The sequence below is a fragment of the Telluria sp. LT2P80 genome, assembly GCF_059685955.1.
In genome coordinates, this window is sequence record NZ_JCASIO010000006.1 from 323,174 (window position 1) to 339,324 (window position 16,151).

General features: G+C 61.7%; 16 protein-coding genes, 3 tRNA genes and 1 pseudogene. 9 read left to right on the forward strand and 11 right to left on the reverse strand.

Annotated elements, in window-relative coordinates; genetic code table 11:
- Window positions 1–121: 121 nt before the first annotated feature.
- Window positions 122–220 (forward strand): annotated as a pseudogene (locus AC56LW_RS17265) (IS5/IS1182 family transposase); the annotation flags it as partial.
- A 316-nt stretch (window positions 221–536) separates the two neighbouring features.
- Here the strand turns inward: AC56LW_RS17265 and AC56LW_RS17270 are convergent.
- From AC56LW_RS17270 to AC56LW_RS17285, 4 genes are all read right to left on the reverse strand, one after another.
- Window positions 537–664 (reverse strand) — tRNA-Ala (locus AC56LW_RS17270).
- An 8-nt stretch (window positions 665–672) separates the two neighbouring features.
- Window positions 673–1,473, reverse strand: a complete 801-nt coding sequence (locus AC56LW_RS17275; protein WP_499636332.1) for an HDOD domain-containing protein — start codon at window positions 1,471–1,473, stop codon at window positions 673–675.
- A gap of 256 nt (window positions 1,474–1,729) precedes the next feature.
- Window positions 1,730–2,203, reverse strand: a complete 474-nt coding sequence (locus AC56LW_RS17280; RefSeq protein ID WP_499636334.1) for a type VI secretion system amidase immunity protein Tai4 — start codon at window positions 2,201–2,203, stop codon at window positions 1,730–1,732.
- Window positions 2,200–2,700 carry a type VI secretion system amidase effector protein Tae4 gene (locus tag AC56LW_RS17285; protein ID WP_499636336.1) on the reverse strand — a complete coding sequence of 167 codons (501 nt, stop codon included), beginning with the start codon at window positions 2,698–2,700 and terminating at the stop codon, window positions 2,200–2,202. The genes AC56LW_RS17280 and AC56LW_RS17285 overlap by 4 nt, the downstream gene beginning before the upstream one ends.
- A 470-nt stretch (window positions 2,701–3,170) precedes the next feature.
- Between AC56LW_RS17285 and AC56LW_RS17290 the strand changes: the two genes are divergently transcribed.
- A complete protein-coding gene (locus tag AC56LW_RS17290; protein WP_499636337.1) occupies window positions 3,171–4,895 on the forward strand; it encodes a hypothetical protein in 1,725 nt (574 codons plus the stop codon).
- Between the two features lie 76 nt (window positions 4,896–4,971).
- Entirely contained in the window at window positions 4,972–5,877 is a 906-nt protein-coding gene (locus AC56LW_RS17295; RefSeq protein WP_499636339.1) for a hypothetical protein, read from the forward strand.
- A 129-nt stretch (window positions 5,878–6,006) separates the two neighbouring features.
- On the opposite strand, the gene AC56LW_RS17300 is transcribed toward AC56LW_RS17295, so the two are convergent.
- Together AC56LW_RS17300 and AC56LW_RS17305 are read right to left on the reverse strand one after the other, a co-directional pair.
- Window positions 6,007–6,082 (reverse strand) — tRNA-Phe (locus AC56LW_RS17300).
- A gap of 58 nt (window positions 6,083–6,140) precedes the next feature.
- Window positions 6,141–6,626: an acyl-CoA thioesterase gene (locus tag AC56LW_RS17305; protein ID WP_258837374.1), complete on the reverse strand. Its 486-nt coding sequence runs from the start codon at window positions 6,624–6,626 to the stop codon at window positions 6,141–6,143.
- Window positions 6,627–6,807: 181 nt separating this feature from the next.
- Between AC56LW_RS17305 and epsC the strand changes: the two genes are divergently transcribed.
- The gene (gene epsC, locus AC56LW_RS17310) at window positions 6,808–7,749 is read left to right on the forward strand and encodes a serine O-acetyltransferase EpsC (protein WP_499636341.1); all 942 of its coding nucleotides are present in this window, start codon (window positions 6,808–6,810) and stop codon (window positions 7,747–7,749) included.
- A 10-nt stretch (window positions 7,750–7,759) separates the two neighbouring features.
- Window positions 7,760–8,464: an alpha/beta fold hydrolase gene (locus tag AC56LW_RS17315; RefSeq protein ID WP_499636343.1), complete on the forward strand. Its 705-nt coding sequence runs from the start codon at window positions 7,760–7,762 to the stop codon at window positions 8,462–8,464.
- Window positions 8,465–8,468: 4 nt separating this feature from the next.
- Here the strand turns inward: AC56LW_RS17315 and uvsE are convergent, their stop codons facing one another.
- The 5 genes from uvsE to AC56LW_RS17340 form a co-directional block, all read right to left on the reverse strand.
- Window positions 8,469–9,383 (reverse strand): UV DNA damage repair endonuclease UvsE, encoded by a 915-nt coding sequence (gene uvsE, locus AC56LW_RS17320; RefSeq protein WP_499636345.1) that lies wholly within the window; start codon window positions 9,381–9,383, stop codon window positions 8,469–8,471.
- Window positions 9,384–9,460: 77 nt separating this feature from the next.
- On the reverse strand, window positions 9,461–10,318 hold the full coding sequence (locus tag AC56LW_RS17325; protein ID WP_499636347.1) for a CAP domain-containing protein: 858 nt from the start codon (window positions 10,316–10,318) through the stop codon (window positions 9,461–9,463).
- Between the two features lie 22 nt (window positions 10,319–10,340).
- Window positions 10,341–10,925 carry a lipocalin family protein gene (locus AC56LW_RS17330; protein ID WP_499636349.1) on the reverse strand — a complete coding sequence of 195 codons (585 nt, stop codon included), beginning with the start codon at window positions 10,923–10,925 and terminating at the stop codon, window positions 10,341–10,343.
- 80 nt (window positions 10,926–11,005) lie between these two features.
- A complete protein-coding gene (locus AC56LW_RS17335) occupies window positions 11,006–11,347 on the reverse strand; it encodes a zinc ribbon domain-containing protein YjdM (protein ID WP_499574384.1) in 342 nt (113 codons plus the stop codon).
- A gap of 62 nt (window positions 11,348–11,409) precedes the next feature.
- Window positions 11,410–11,485 (reverse strand) — tRNA-Phe (locus AC56LW_RS17340).
- Window positions 11,486–11,659: 174 nt separating this feature from the next.
- Between AC56LW_RS17340 and AC56LW_RS17345 the strand changes: the two genes are divergently transcribed.
- The 4 genes from AC56LW_RS17345 to AC56LW_RS17360 are packed head-to-tail and all read left to right on the forward strand — an operon-like array spanning window position 11,660 to window position 16,135.
- Window positions 11,660–12,889: an FAD-dependent monooxygenase gene (locus AC56LW_RS17345; RefSeq protein ID WP_499636351.1), complete on the forward strand. Its 1,230-nt coding sequence runs from the start codon at window positions 11,660–11,662 to the stop codon at window positions 12,887–12,889.
- 25 nt (window positions 12,890–12,914) lie between these two features.
- Window positions 12,915–13,649 carry a DsbC family protein gene (locus AC56LW_RS17350; protein WP_258837381.1) on the forward strand — a complete coding sequence of 245 codons (735 nt, stop codon included), beginning with the start codon at window positions 12,915–12,917 and terminating at the stop codon, window positions 13,647–13,649.
- 5 nt (window positions 13,650–13,654) lie between these two features.
- Complete coding sequence (locus tag AC56LW_RS17355; RefSeq protein ID WP_499636353.1) at window positions 13,655–14,251, forward strand: nucleotidyltransferase family protein; 597 nt, start codon at window positions 13,655–13,657, stop codon at window positions 14,249–14,251.
- A 51-nt stretch (window positions 14,252–14,302) separates the two neighbouring features.
- Window positions 14,303–16,135 (forward strand): M61 family metallopeptidase, encoded by a 1,833-nt coding sequence (locus tag AC56LW_RS17360; protein ID WP_499636355.1) that lies wholly within the window; start codon window positions 14,303–14,305, stop codon window positions 16,133–16,135.
- Window positions 16,136–16,151: the final 16 nt, after the last annotated feature.

The window sequence follows — 16,151 nt, forward strand, 5'->3', positions numbered from 1 at the left end:
CACCGAGAAGAAATAGATTCCCCGCGCCCGCTTACGGGCCAGATCGAGATTGTTACACCATGGCCGCTGCCAGTGGCGGCGGTGCTGCGGTGCTACCTGAACGGTGACAAACGCGGTCGGCGAATGCATCAAGGATTCGATTTACGACAGCCAGGCCATTCGCGGCTTTGTCGGCATCAACCCGACGCACGAGTCGGCACGGCCCGCAACTGCATTCCTAGCCCGTACATCTGGACGAAGCGTTACGACGTGCCTTAAATCGACTGCACGGCGGTGGATTCCCAAGCCGATGTAGATGCGTCGACTGAAGACCGATATCGTTTCGCAGTTGTACACTTGCTTTCAGCTTGCGCAAATCGCGCCGTAGACGACTTGTGCAACGAAGCTGATGGAAATGGACAGTCGAACGATTCGGTCGAGACATCGCTGACCGCTGCAGTTTGTTTCGCTTATCTACATGGGCGGATACGAGGACTACGAGCCCCACAAGCAAAAACGCCAACCAGTGATGGTTGGCGTTGCGTGAACGATATTCTTGGTGGCCCGGGGTGGAATCGAACCACCGACACAAGGATTTTCAATTTTCGCGCGGCGCTGTATCCCCACTATCGATTTGCCAGACCAGGCGTGACGGCCTGGTCCGGAGACAGCGCGCTCCACCGCCCAGGCGAGTCATGGCGCGGCCGAGAAGGAAGCGTGGGATGGAAACTTTTTGTGCATCCACTCGCGGTTCAGCTGCAAAGCGGTGACGACGTCCTGCGGCAAGCTCTCGAGAATGGCCGGATCGTCGCTCGGTGTGTCGGCCAACAGGCTGGCCAGGTGGATGATGGCACCGAGTTTGCTGAACGGGTGGGCGGCCATTGGATCGGATGCGCTTTGTAATGCGTTCACGATGACGACTGGGAAATTCCAGCGACGACAAAGTTCGGCGGTAATGTGCCCCTCCGAAAAGCCCAGCAGTCGCGTTTCGCGTTCCCACCGTCCGCCCGGCAGGTGGGGCTGCTCCTCGATCTCGGCAAACGTTGCCGGCGCCGCCTGGTAGATCAGCAGTTCGCCAAGCCGCATCATCATGCCTGCGAGCCAGGCATCCTGGCCATCGTCGCCCAGGCAGACGGCCAGCCATTTAGCGTAGCCGGCGCAGGCCATGCTGCTTTTCCAGAACTCGTCGCTGTCGAGGCCCGGAAGGTCCGGGAAGGTTTCGGCGAAGCAGGCCGCCAGGGCCAGGGTGCGCACATGCCCAACGCCCGCCATGGCGATGGCATCGTCCAGTGACGTGACACCACGCGCGACGCCGAAGCGGGCGCTATTGGCCAGGCGCATCAGCTTGGCGGTGAGGGCGGGGTCGCGTGCAATGATCGCGCTGATTTGGGTGGCCGACGCATCCTCGTCATCGAGGGTTTTGATCAATGCGTGGGCGACCTCTGAAATGACGGGCAATTTTACTGCTTGAAAAAAAGACGATAACTCGCTCATGACGATTCTCCAACGAACATCGCCGCTGCGACAGGTTGACGGTCGCGCGATGGGGTGACATTGAAATTTCACGATAGCATAATTGTTTCCCTTGGGAACTGGTCAGGGAAATTATTTCCTGGACCGGACACAAGGATCGCGGATGCCAGAAAGCCCGCTTGGCCTAGTCTAGGCGGTAAGGACCTTTGCGGCCAGCGTCGCCTCGATAACGCACGCACTTGACCTTGGTATGAGGGTGCTCGTAGCCAGCCAGTTGTTACTTGGCGGCTGCGCCGGGAGCCCTTGCCCGCGAGGGGTTTTCCTGCCTGTAAGTACGCTTCGGGTGCATGACCAACCGCTTGACCAGGTCTTCCAGCGCTTTGCTATGGTACAGGTCCATGCACTTCAGGAAATCGAATCTGACTCCTTTGATCTCCGATTCGACGAGCGGATGGGAGTAGTCCCGCGCCAGATAGCGGTTCACCAGCGACTCGACCGCATCGGGACTATTCTCCATATCGAAGTAGGTCCAATCACGCAAGGCGCTGGCACTGCTTCCAGCATCAGTGGCCGCACCCGTGTCATTCCGGTATGCCTGTGTCATACAGGTTGCCAGCACCATGTCCTTGTAATTTTGCGCATAGGTGCGGGCGCCAGCCTGTGGAGAAATGACGGTTTGATCGGAGGCGTGGACTGTGAATGACAGCAATGTGGAGGTCACAAGCGCCAGGCACAACGGGATCGACTTCATCGCAAGCCCCAGAAGTTCGCACGGTCCGTGCGATATTTTGCTTCCGGCTCATTGAAATAACAGTGGTCATAGCAGGATTGGCCGTTGAAAAGGGTGGCATGCCCCTGCGCATCCGACCAGCCAGATACCTCAAACAGGATGACACCTTTCTTGCCAACCAACGTGCCGCCGCCGGAAGCAGGATATTTCACAACCTCAGCTTTGCCCCATTGCTGCTTCAAAAAACCAATCAGATCCCGTACACGGAAAAAGTATTTTCGCCCGTCCGCCCCGGATACTGTCTGTTCATGGATGTTCGGAATCATCAGGCCTGCCTCGCCAAGGATATAACTCATCCGCACGGCGCAGGTGTTATTCCAACGCTGTGCATTCGTAAAATTATTAATATTCTTCTCAACATTTCCTCCTATCACCTTTGCTACCCTGGCGCCCGAATTGACGGGGTCATAAATTCGCTGCGAAGCTGCCCATGCAGCAATAAAGGAGGGGCGAGACATGTTGTTCATCCTTGTTTGGGATTGCATCGGATTGGTCGTTGTGGCGTCTGTGGAGAATCACGCAGTCATCGGCTGCCTGCTGGCCCCGACGCGCGGTACAGACAGGCCGTGGCGATTATCGGCAATCCGTGCAGATCGGACTGGACGCTTGTCAAACCAATGATTCGCTCGCATTGATGAATCAGGCTCTCGCACAGAATTCTCCCTTCTATCCGCTGCGTGAATGTCTCACCCGTCTTGCGCAATACTTCCCTCACGGTTGTTTCGCGGACGATGCTTCGTTGACCTGCCCCGGCCTGGACACATGAGCTTGCGGTGCTGTATTTATGGATGAGCGAAGTGGACATTCGCAGGCGCCAAGGCCTGCGAAGTCCAGAAACGATAACGCCAATCACGATGGATTGGCGTTGTGCGAGGTATGTTCTTGATGGCCCCGGGCGGAATCGAACCACCGACACAAGGATTTTCAAGTGGGTCATTTTCTTTCCGTTACGTTCCAGATCGTTCGACGCAACCTGCTTTTATTTACTTCAATTGTGCTCATTCTTTTATCAGGAAAATTCATTAGAAGCGAATGGACGCACATTCAGAGTACCGTCATCGAACTGCCAGCGCTGCTGACCGCTCAAGCAGACGTGAGCAGTCGTCGGTTGGCACTGTCGCTAGAAATGTCCCGCCGGGTTGAGCTGCTGTCTGAAGCGACCGTTCAGCGTCTTGATGTAGAAATTTACGATCTCGACAATGAAATCGCCCATTTGCAACGCAAACGGAATAACGTATCCCTATCCTCTGGCGCATTGAAGGGTGCTGATTGGATAGTGGAAGAGTTGCGGCAGGAGACTATACGTAGAGTCGAAATCGAACTGCGGCATCAAACAAGGGCTTATCTGAGTACGTTGCGCGCACACGCTGTCGTACTAAGCAACCGCCGGGCGGCGCATGCACAGCTTGAGAAACTCCGCCTGGCACATGTGAGAATATACGAAACTCTCCAAAGTAGGGAGCAACAACTGACCAAAACTCAAGCGGATTTAGGTGTGCTGGTAAAGATCCCCTTCACGAAGTGGTACGAGCAAGTAGAGAAGCTGAAAAAGGACGTTGAGGCCGGCAAAGCTGCGAATAGCCGGGTACACAAGGACTATCTCGCGCAGAAGGCAATTCTGACCCGAATATCGTCGCCCGTAAGGCTGAAGCCATTTAAGGTCAATGAACATCAGCTTGCAGAAGCTATCGCTCCTCTGCGCGACCGAGTTCTCGAGTCCGAGCGCTTGGCGGCACAGAGCCACCTCTGGCAGGCGTACCAAGCCGTGCGTCCAGTACTCCCGATTGCTCTGGCTATACTGATCGGCTGGTGGCTTGTTCCGGTAGCTATTCGTACACTCTTCTATTTCGTTCTGGCGCCGCTTGCTGCACGCAGGCCTCCGATTGTGATTGATACGAAGCAGGGGACCACCACTTTAACGTTTTCAAACCAACGCTCAGTTCGTGAAGGCTCGGTTATCTCTGCAGTGTCGCAGACGATGACGTTGGCTCCTGATCATGAAATACTCATCCGTCCGGACTACAGCCAAAGTCAGCCCACAGGAGTAAACACCACGACGAAGTTGCTATTCGACTGGCACCATTGGCTCACAAGCATCGCTGCGCACTTATGGGTGTTGAAGCGACTTAGCACCACACAAAGTGCTGATATCGTGGTGTCGTCCACCACCGACGCACTTGATGAAGTCGCCCTTTTGGAGATTGCTCCGGGCGATGCCGTTGTGCTCCAGCCACGGGGGCTCGTCGGAATGATGTACAAGACTGGGCAGCGCCCGAAGATTCGCAGCCACTGGCGCTTGGGAACCCTCCATGCATGGCTAACGTTCCAGCTGCGTTACCTCGCCTTTGAAGGACCAGCTACGCTCATCGTCAAGGGCTGTCGTGGCGTGCGGCTGGAAAGCGCCTCCACCGGCCGAACGATTAGCCAGAATGCGACCTTGGGTTTCAGCGCCAATGCTGTTTATTGTACCGTTCGCGCTGACCCGTTTGTTCCTTACCTGAGAGGCAAGCAGTCGCTTTTCCACGATAAGTTCACTGGACAGAATGCCTACTACCTGTACGAGGAAGTGCCGCGCAATGCGCGCCAGGATGGGCAGAAGCATAATCCTTTGGAAGTGCTGCTCGATGCCAGCCTGAAGGCTTTCGGAATTTAAATATCACACTCTGCCCCGATTTCAATGAATGATCTACTGCAGATACCTGCGGCGTGTTGACCCTTTTGGAGAAGAGATGAGTGAAATTTTGCTGCACGCAGCTGATCGGGCCGCGCTCGAGCGAGCGCTTGATCGCTGCAAAAAATGGGCTGCACAACATCAAGCAGAGGTAGGAGTTGCAGAGATAGCACTTGGTGCTGCGATAGTTTCATGGGGAGTGATAAATGGCCAAGTTGTGCTAGGTCGGGACCTGGCAGGGAGCCAATTAGCAGACATAAGCGGTTTGACGGGGCTTGGAATCGGAGCCGTCGGCTCAGCGACTCTTGCCATGACGCTGCTGAAAGGCGTGTTCGTCGGAGGTGTCGGAATGGTTGCCGGTGTCACCTGCGTCCCTGCAATGGTAATCGTTGGGGGAGGAGCGGCAATTCTGGGCAGCTTTGGCTACTTGTTAGGGAACAAGGTTGACGCTCTACTCAACGCGCCCAATGGATTCGGGGACTTGTTGCTTGAGGGAGCAATTGTCGCGGTAGGTGTAGCGTTAATTATCGATGGGGCACGTAGAGTTGTAAACGATGAGCGGGTATTGTCATCAGCTTCAAGGTTTAGAGAAGGAATGATTAGTCTAGTTCCTCAAGCGTCCGAAGCGGTTGCTGCCACGTGGGACGATCTGCAAGATCTTGTAAAAGAGGCAGCGGAAAGCCCATCTGCATATGCAACCGGGAGCGCGACAGCGTTAGCCGGTGCTGCAATAGGAAGTTCCCTGGCTGCTGGTTCGGTAACGGTATTGGGTTCGAGTGGGCTTGGAGCGGCCGCATTATCACTGGGACTAGTTTCTGCACCCATGTGGCCCATCATAGCTGGGGGCGCGGCTGGCCTGACGCTTGGAGTAGTTGCATGGAAGGGGATACAACATCTTCGAAAACAGAGCGATCTATCCGAACCTGCTGATGAAGGGACTAAAATGCTCCCCCCACCAATCTAAGCGGGAAGAGCTAGGGATTGGAACTCGCTAATCACTGAAGGTTTCCGGAAATAGACCGGACACAAGGACTGCGGAATCTACAAACAAAAACGCCAACCGCAGAGGGTTGGCGTTTTGTTCAATAATTCTTGGTGGCCCGGGGCGGAATCGAACCACCGACACAAGGATTTTCAATCCTCTGCTCTACCAACTGAGCTACCAGGCCAAGAGCGCGCAATTATAGCAGCGTTTGTGGCAAGCAGACAATCCTCCCGCGCCGATCCTCAACCCTTGCTGCTGATGCGCTGCGCATGATCCCGCTCGAGCGCCAGGCGCAGGTCGCGCCGGCCTTTGGCTTCCTCGAAGCGGCGCACTTCATCCGGTGTCGACGGTACCAGCGGCGGAATCGAGGCCGGCTTCTTGTCGTCGCCCACCGCCACCATTGTGAAGAAGCAGCTGTTCACGTGCCGCACGGCCTTGCTGCGGATGTCCTCGGCAATCACCTTGATCCCGATTTCCATCGAGCTGCGGCCGGTAAAGTTCACTGCGGCCAGAAAGGTCACCAGTTCACCAACGTGGATCGGCTGGCGGAAGGTCACCTGGTCGACGCTCATCGTCACCACATAGCGCCCGGCGTAGCGGCTGGCGCAGGCGTAGGCTGCCTGGTCGAGCAGTTTCAGGATGGTGCCGCCGTGCACGTTGCCGGAGAAGTTGGCCGTGTCGGGCGTCATCAGCACTGTCATGCTGAGCTGGTGGGAAGGCAGGTTCATGGTTGCAATCAATACAAGTGGCTGGGCGAGTGCTGATGTTGCCTCAGAAACTGCTGCTCGGCAAGGTCAGCTGTTGCCGTTCTCGATCTGCTGACCCGGCGAAAAAGTAGTCCGACAAACGCGCTTGCCGAAATACCCATAAAATCGTGGCATCACTATGCAAACCCGCTAGGCTCGGCAAATGAACAGCGAACTCCCATACCAAGGTGGATCGGTGCAGTGGCACCTTGGTCCCGTCATCGATGCACTGCGCACGTCGCGCGAGTCGACCCACAATATCCGGCACCAGGGCCGCGTGCGCGAGCTGCCGTCGCGCGAGGTGCTGCGCCAGATCGTCGACGGCCTGTCGGCCGCGCTGTTCCCCACGCATTACGGGCGCCCCGACCTGAACGACGAGAGCATCGACTACTACGTCGCCGATACGCTCAATGTGGCGCTTGACCGGCTGGTCGAGCAGGTGCGGCGCGCGCTGCGCTTCTCGCCGGCGGCGCCGTCCGACGCGTCCGGTGCAGATGCCCAGCGTGAAGACCTCGTGCTGGCCGAGCGTGCCCGCGCGATCACGCGCGAGTTCGCGGCCCGCCTGCCTGACTTGCGTGCATTGCTGGTGTCGGACGTGCAGGCCGCGCTCGCAGGCGACCCGGCGGCCACCTCGGTGGCGGAAATCATGCTGTGCTATCCCGGCACCATCGCCATCCTGTACCACCGCATCGCGCATTGCCTGACGCGCCTGGGCGTGCCGTTCCTGGCGCGCGTGGTGGCCGATATCGGCCACTCGCTCACCGGCATCGACATCCACCCGGGCGCGCAGATCGGCGGCAGCTTCTTCATCGACCACGGCACCGGCGTCGTAATTGGTGAAACCGCCATCCTCGGCGAGCGCGTGCGCCTGTACCAGGCGGTCACGCTGGGCGCCAAGCGCTTCCCGGTCGACGACAGTGGCGCCCTCGTCAAGGGCATTCCACGGCATCCGATCGTCGAGGACGACGTCGTCATCTATGCCGGCGCCACCATCCTGGGCAGGATTACTATCGGCGCCGGGTCGACCATCGGCGGGAATGTCTGGCTCACGCAGAGCGTCCCGCCGGGCAGCAATGTGTCGCAGGCGCAGATGCGCAATACCTGATCGTCAAGCGATGACGATCCTGCTGGTACCCGGCTACATGGCCGATGACACGTTGTGGGCCGATCTGCTTGCGCCGCTCGCGCCATTTGGCCCGCTCGTGCATGCCGACCTGCGCCACGACACGTCGCTCGAAGCGATGGCCGCGCGCGTGCTGCGCGATGCACCGCCGTCGTTCATCCTCGTCGGCTTTTCGATGGGCGGCTACGTCGCGCGCGAGATCGCGCGCCAGGCGCCCGAACGGGTCGAAGCGCTGGCCCTGATCGCCACGTCGACCCGGCCCGATACCGATGCCGTCAAACAGGGCAAGCGCGCGGTGGCGCGCTCAACGCCGTCGGTGTCGTTCGCGGGCCTGAGCCGCACGGCAATCGCCACGTCGCTGCATCCTGCACGTGCGGGCGACGAGGCGCTGATCGAGCGCGTGCGCCAGATGGGCGTGCGGCTGGGGGCGGAGGCGTTTCGCAACCAGTCGATGGTCGAGCGGCCCGGCGACCTGCATCTGCTGGATCAGATCCGCTGCCCGACGCTGATCGTCGCGGCCAGTCAGGATCGTTTGCGCAGTCTGGAAGAATCGCAGGAACTGCATGCGGGGATTGCCGGGTCCACGTTTGCCGTCATCGGCGACAGCGGCCACATGATCCCGATTGAAGCGCCGCAGGCGCTGGCGGATGTGCTGACGCCGTGGCTGGAAAGCGTGTCAGCCTTGCACGCCAGCTGAACGACTACGCCACGGCGGGCGTGACTTTCTCGCACCAGCCGTGCAGGCCACGGATCGCGTCTTCCTTGTGCTTGGCCTCGATCTCGATCCAGGGCGCCTGCAGGTAGGAAGACGGCATCACCGAAATCAGGTCGGAGTGCTGGCGGTCGTTGAAGCCTTCGCGCCCGTTCGAAATGTGCACCAGCTGGTGCGCCGGATCCGGCCAGGTCGCGCGGGCCTTGGCCAGCGTGGCGGCCACGCTCGGGTGGTCGTAGCTGTCGAGCTTTTCATGGACGATGTGGTGGTGGGCGTCGAATACCATCGGGATGCCCGCGCGCACGCACACGGCGTGGATCTCGTCGGCGCTGTAGGCGTATTCGTCATTCTCCAGACACAGGCGGCTGCGGATCGCTTCGGGCAGTTCGGCGATGCGGGCCACCAACTGGTCTTCGCGGTCGGATTTGCCGCCGTGGATTTCCAGCAGCGCCCAAGGCGAGCGCGGTTGCTCCAGCAAATCCATGATGTCGGCGTGCATCTGCAGGATCTTGACGCTGTTGGCGACGACGTTTTCCGAATCCGAACTGAGCACCACGAACTGATCGGGATGCATCACAAGCCGGATGCCACGTTCCGTTGCGCGCCGGCCCGAGCGGCCCAGCGTTTCCTTGAACTTCTGCAGGATTGCCAGGCCGAACGGCTCGTCGGCGAACGGGAAGATCGATGACGGCATCCGGTACAGCCTGATGCCTTCGCGCTCGCAGTAACGCAGCGCGTTGTCGAGCGTCTGGATATTGTCGCGGTAGATGTCTTCCAGCGCGCGCTGCTGGCCGTCTTCGGACAGGTCGAGCAGGCGCTTGCGCGTGATCGTGCGATACCGCACCTCTTTCGAGACGGTGATGCAGACAAGGCCGAGGTGTGGTTGCGTGGCGATCAGGGTCATGGTGCAGGCAAGTCTAGCCGAAGCGGAGTGGTGCAGGGCGCACCCGGGTTCGGAACCAGGGTCGAAAGCGGGGCACTTTACCGCCGCGTGCCGAACACCTGGGTCCAGTAGATGATGCCCGCTTGCCGGTCGGCCGTGACGCCATAGGCCGCGCCCATCTCGGTGAAGTCCGCTTGCATGATGTTGGCGCAGTGGCCCGGACTGTCGATCCAGCCGTCGACCGCTTCCTGTGGCGAGTGCTGGCCGAAGGCGATGTTTTCGCCCAAGCGGTGCCAGCGGTAACCGGCGCGCGTGGCGCGATCGGCCGGGTCGCTGCCGTCCTGCGCGTAGTGGTTGAAGTAACGGCGGGTGGCCATGTCGAGGCTGTGGGCCAGCGCGGCCTCGCCCAGCACCGCGTTCCACTGCAAGGGCGGCGCCGCCGCAAATGCGCGCTCGCCGCACATGCGGGCGCTGGCGCGTGCAAGATTGACTGCCTCGAGGATGGCACGGCCTGCGTCGCGCCAGTCCGGGTAGGTGGTCGATGGCAAGGGCGGTGCCGGCCGGGCCAGCACGACGGTCCAGGTCGTGCCTTCGCGGTAGCTGCCCACGGCCGAGAATCGTTCGCTGCGCAGCACCTTGCAATATTTCTGCTGCAGCACGCGCATGGCGGCCACGGCGTCTTCCGGACCGGTAACGTCGACCGAGTCCGCGCCATCGACGGGGTAGCCGGCCTGCGCCAGTGCTGATTCGATGAAAGTCCCGAAGCCGATCCGGATCTGCGCCAGGGCCGGCTCGGCGACCAGCGGCGTCACCGGCGCGACGGGTACGCCGTCGCAATCGGCCGGGTTGGCGCGGTAGGCATTGATCAGTGCTGCCAGCGGATCACCGGCAAGCGGCTGGGCCCAGGCTGGCGCGATCGATGTCAGCAGGCCGAGCCCGAAGAGGGCAGCGCGCATGACGGATCGCTTTACCAGACTGTTACTGCCCGGATTGCGGCGCCATCGTATGCGGCGTGAGCACGAGTTTCGAGGTGTCCAGGCCCTGGGCCTTCAGGCGTGCCAGCAAGGCGTTGTATTCGGCCGGGGCGACCTGGGGCGTACGCGACAGGATCCACAGGTATTCGCGCTTGGGTTCGCTCACGGCGGAGAGCTGGTACTTGTTGTCCAGATCGATCACCCAGTAGTCGCCCCACACCATCGGGATGAAGGACAGGATGGCCGGTGCGAAGCGCACCTCGAGCTTGGGCGACGTGGCCGCGCCCGGCTGGCGCGCGACGCCTTCGGCGGTATCGACCTTGCCGTCGGCCGTGCGGCAGCGGTTGATCACCTTGACCCGGCCGTCCTTGTCGAGGTTGTAGGTCGCGCTGGTGTCGCCCACGCATTTTTTCTGGAACTCGTTCGGGAACTTGGCGATTTCGTACCAGACACCCATGTAGCGGGGCACCGCGAGCGATTCGATCGGCTGCAATGGCTTGGCGGCCTCAGCAGCCAACGCCGATCCGGCGCACAGGCCGGAGAGGGCGAGCGTGGCGCACGCAGCAAGGAACGATGGCTTGGCAAACATGGGAACCTCTTGTGATCTTGAAGGCTCCCAGAATAATGACAAAGCCACAATGGTGTCGCATGGTTTATAGCGCCACGCCATTACACCTTGCGCACGAACTCCGTCTTCAGGCTCATGGCGCCGAAGCCATCGATCTTGCAATCGATATCGTGGTCGGCGTCGACCAGGCGGATGTTCTTGACCTTGGTGCCCTGCTTGATCACGCCGCCCGAACCCTTTGGCTTGAGGTCCTTGATCACGGTAACGGTATCGCCGTCCTGGAGGATGTTGCCCGACGCATCTTTGTAGACGCGCGCGGTCTCGGTGCTAGCTGCGCCCGCGATCGGCCACTCGTGCGCGCATTCCGGGCAGACGTACTGGCCGGCGCCGTCGTCATAGGTGTAGGCCGATTGGCAGAGGGGGCAGGGTGGAAGCGTATGCATGAGTGGCCTTGGAATGCAAAAACGCCACTCGGTGGTGGCGTTTTTACGTGTTGCTGAATTCTTGGTGGCCCGGGGCGGAATCGAACCACCGACACAAGGATTTTCAATCCTCTGCTCTACCAACTGAGCTACCAGGCCAAGAGAGGCACGATTATAGCCATCGATTTTCAGTTGCGCAAGTCCTCTTGCGCGCGCGGCAGCACAAACGTGGTCTGTGCGTCGCGGTCCGGCTGAGCTGCCTGTCCCGCTCACCTGCGACGGCGCGAACCCGCCGCCCGGCCTCCGGCACCGGCATATCGCTATAATGCCTTCATGACCACGCCCACGACCTCTACCATCCGGACCGACGTCTGCATCGTCGGCAATGGCGCCATCGCCAAGACGGCAGCCCTCGGCTTCGCCCAGGCCGGCCACAGCGTGACGCTGCTGGCGCCGCCGGCCCGGCAGGCGCCCGCTGCAGCAACTGCGCCGGCAGCCGAGCGACCGTGGGACGTGCGTGTGTATGCGCTCAACCACACGGCGCACGATCTGCTGGTGTCACTGAAGGTCTGGGATGCCCTCGACATGGCGCGCGTTGCCCCGGTCGATGCGATGGACGTGCACGGCGACGGCGCCGATGGCGGCAGCCTGGGCTTCGATGCTTTCGGCGCCCGGGTCGGCACGCTTGCATGGATTGTCGAAGACCAGAACCTGAACGGCGCGCTCGATGCCGCGCTCCGCTTCGCACATAACGTGCAGCGGGTCGAAGGCCGCGCCTGCGAACTGACCTGCAGCGACAGCGGCGCCGCCGTGCGCCTCGAAGACGGGCGCCGTGTCGAGTGCGCGCTGCTGGTCGGCGCGGACGGACGCGAATCGTGGGTGCGCGGGCAGTGCGATATCGGCGTCGACTACCGCATGTATCACCAGAGCGCCATCGTTACCAACTTTGCCTGCGACAAGCCGCACCACGGCGTCGCGCACCAGTGGTTCACCGGCTCGGACGGCATCATCGCGCTGCTGCCGCTGTCGGGCAACCGCGTCTCGCTCGTGTGGTCGGCGCCGGAAACCCTGGCCGCCACGCTGATGGAAGAGTCGCTGGGCGAGCTGGCGATCCGGCTGGGCGAATATGCCGACGACAAACTGGGCACGCTGCGCCCGTTGCAGCCCGACGCCGTGGCCGCCGTGCCGCTGGCGCTGATCAAGCCGCATGCGATGGTGGCGCCGCACGTGGCGCTGGTGGGCGATGCGGCGCACGCCGTGCATCCGCTGGCCGGCCATGGGATGAACCTGGGGTTTGGCGACATCGTCGACCTGCTGGCCATCGTGCGTGACCGCGAAGAGCGGCGCGCCATCGGTGATGAGCGGGTGCTGGCCCGCTATGCCCGCAAGCGCAAGGAAGAGGTGCTGCTGATGCAACTGGCCACCGATGGACTCGAACGCCTGTTCGGCGCGAACCTGGAACCGCTGCGCGTGGTCCGGAATATCGGCCTGAACCTGCTCAATAACATGCCGGCACTGAAGCGGCGCCTGATGGCCCATGCCATGGGCAAGTCATCAATCTGAGAATTACACGCTGAGGAATACAAGCATGCTTAAAATGAAGATCGCCGTCCTGCTGGCGACTGGCCTTCTCGCATCGTGCGTCGATGCGCAGACCAACGTCGAATCGACCATCAAGAAGGCGCTCGAGCCACGCCTGAGCGGCGCGAAGATCGAGTCGGTCAAGGAAACTCCATATTCGGGCCTGTACGAAGTGCGCGTCGCGGGTGACATCCTGTACACCGACAAAAAGGGCGAGTACCTCGTCATCGGCCAGGTGTACGACGTGAAAAGCTCGCGCAATCTCACGCGCGAACGCATCGATGAAGTCAACAAGATCAAGTTCTCCGACCTGCCGCTCGAGATGGCGCTCAAGCAGGTCAAGGGCAACGGCAAGCGCGTGATCGCGGTGTTCGAGGATCCGAACTGCGGCTACTGCAAGCGCCTGCGCCAGACCACGCTCAAGGAGATCGACAACGTCACGATCTACACCTTCATGTACAACATCCTGTCCGAGGATTCGTCGGTGAAGTCGAAGAACATCTGGTGCGCGTCCGACCGCAACAAGGCCTGGGACGACTGGATGATCGCCGGCAAGGTGCCGCCAACCACGCCGGCCGCGTGCGAATCACCGAACGAGAAGGTTCTCGCGCTGGGCCAGAAGCTGCGCATCACGGGCACGCCGGCGATCTTCTTTGCCGACGGCTCGCGCATCCCGGGCGCGATCGACCTCAAGGCGCTCGAAGGCAAGTTCGATTCGCTCGAAGGCAAGGCCGGGAAGTAACCGGCGTGCCGCCGCGCGAGGGCATCACGCTCACCGGCATCCTGCTAGCCGCAGGGCGCGGCCGGCGTTTCGATCCGGCCGGTGTACGCAACAAGCTGCTCCAGCGCTTGCCGGGCGGCGACTTCGTCGTCGTGGCCAGCGCCCGCAAGCTCCTGGCGGTGCTGCCGCGCGTGGTGGCGGTGGTGCCACCACGCGATGGTGGCGTGGCCGATGCGCTGCGCGCGCTTGGCTGCACTGTCACCGTGTGCCCGGATGCCGACAGCGGCATGGGCCTGTCGCTGGCGCATGCGATCCGCCATGCGCCTCTTGATACGCATGGCGGCTGGCTCGTGGCGCTGGGCGACATGCCGTTCGTGGCCGACGCGACGCTGCAGGCGCTGGTGCGTGCGATTGATGACGGCGCCGGGATCGCGGCGCCGCTGTTCGATGGCCGCCGTGGCAATCCGGTCGCGTTTGGCGCGATCCATCACGCCGCCTTGCTGGCGCTGGACGGCGACCAGGGTGCGCGCCGCCTGCTCGCGAGCAGCCCGGTGACCACGATTGCCGTGCCCGACCCCGGCATCCTGCGCGACATCGATACCCAGGGCGATCTGCCTGACTGAATCCGCTTACACTATTGTCCATACGGTGCGACCCGAGACCAACCCCAGATCATGAAAAAGCCATCGCAAAAAAAACAGAGCGCAATTTTCTACACCATCGTCCCGCGGGACCTGGCAGGTCACCTGTTCAACGTCACGCTGACGGTGGCCAATCCGGATCCTGACGGGCAGACCTTTGCGCTGCCGGCCTGGATCCCGGGCAGCTACATGATCCGCGAGTTCGCGCGCAATATTGTGCGCATCCGCGCCGAGCAGGCCGGGGCCGCGGTGGCACTGACAAAACTCGACAAGCACACGTGGCGCGCAGCGCCAGGCAACGGCGCTGGCGCCGGCCCGCTGACGCTGCACTACGAGGTGTACGCGTGGGACCTGTCGGTGCGCGCCGCGCACCTGGACCAGACCCATGGCTTCTTCAACGGCACCAGCGTGTTCCTGCGCGTGGTGGGGCAAGAGGCGACGGCGCACCAGGTCGACATCCAGCGGCCAGCCGATGCGGCGGCCCGCACCTGGCGCGTGGCGACCTCGATGAAAGAAGCGGGCGCCAAGCGCTACGGCTTCGGCACCTATGGCGCGGCCAATTACGATGAGCTGATCGACCACCCGGTCGAGATGGGCAACTTCGAGCTCGCAACCTTCGAGGCGCACGGCATCCCGCACGACATCGTCATCACGGGTCGCGTGCCGAACCTGGACATGGCGCGCCTGCAGGCCGACCTGAAAGCCATCTGCGAAACCCAGATCGCGTTCTTCGAACCACTGACCAAACGCGCGCCGCTCGAGCGCTACGTGTTCATGACGATGGCCGTGGGCGACGGTTACGGCGGCCTGGAACACCGCGCTTCGACTGCGCTGATCTGCGCGCGCGCCGATCTGCCCACCACCGCAAACCAGAAAACCGGCGAACCGGGCGAAGGCTATCTGCAGTTTTTGGGCCTGTGCAGCCACGAGTACTTCCATACCTGGAACGTCAAGCGCATCAAGCCGGCGGTGTTTGCGCCGTACGACCTGCAGGTCGAGAACTACACGCCGCTTCTGTGGCTGTTCGAAGGCTTCACCAGCTACTACGACGACCTGATGCTGGTGCGCGCCGGGATCATCGGCGAAACGACGTATTTCAAATTGCAGGCCAAGACCATGTGCGGCGTGCTGCGCGGCAGCGGGCGCCTGAAGCAGAGCGTGGCCGAGTCGAGCTTCGACGCCTGGAGCAAGTACTACCGTCAGGACGAGAATTCGCCCAATGCGATCATCAGCTACTACACCAAGGGTTCGCTGATTGCGCTGGCGTTCGACCTGACGATCCGTGCCAAGACGGGCGGGGCGAAGTCGCTCGACGACGTGATGCTGGCGCTGTGGGAGCGTTACGGGCGCGACTTTTATCCGAGCGTCGGGCGCGGCGTGACCGAGCACGAAGTCGAAGCGCTGTTCGATGAAGTCAGCGGCCTGAAACTGAGGAACCTGTTCGAGCGTTACGTGCGCGGCGTCGAAGACCTGCCGCTGGCCAAGCTGTATGCGCCGTTCGGCGTCAAGCTGGTCGACGAGCGCAAGACCGGCAAGGCCTCGCTCGACGCCGGCATCGGACGCGATCCGCTGGGCGCCAAGCTCACGCAGGTGCACGAAGGCGGCGCCGCGCATATGGCCGGCTTGTCGGCCCTCGACGTGGTCATCGCGATCGACGGGCTGCGCGTGAACGGCAATCCATCGAATGTCGATGCGCTGCTGGCGCGCTATCGCGTCGGCGACCGGGTGCCGGTGCACGCGTTCCGGCGCGATGAACTGATGGCGTTCGACGTCACGCTGCAGGGTGACCGGGTGCCGGTCATCACGCTGTCGCAGGCAGTGGCAGGGCGCAAGCCGGCAGCGCTCAAGCGGCCGAGCGCCGTCTAGCCGAGGCGGGCGGCGG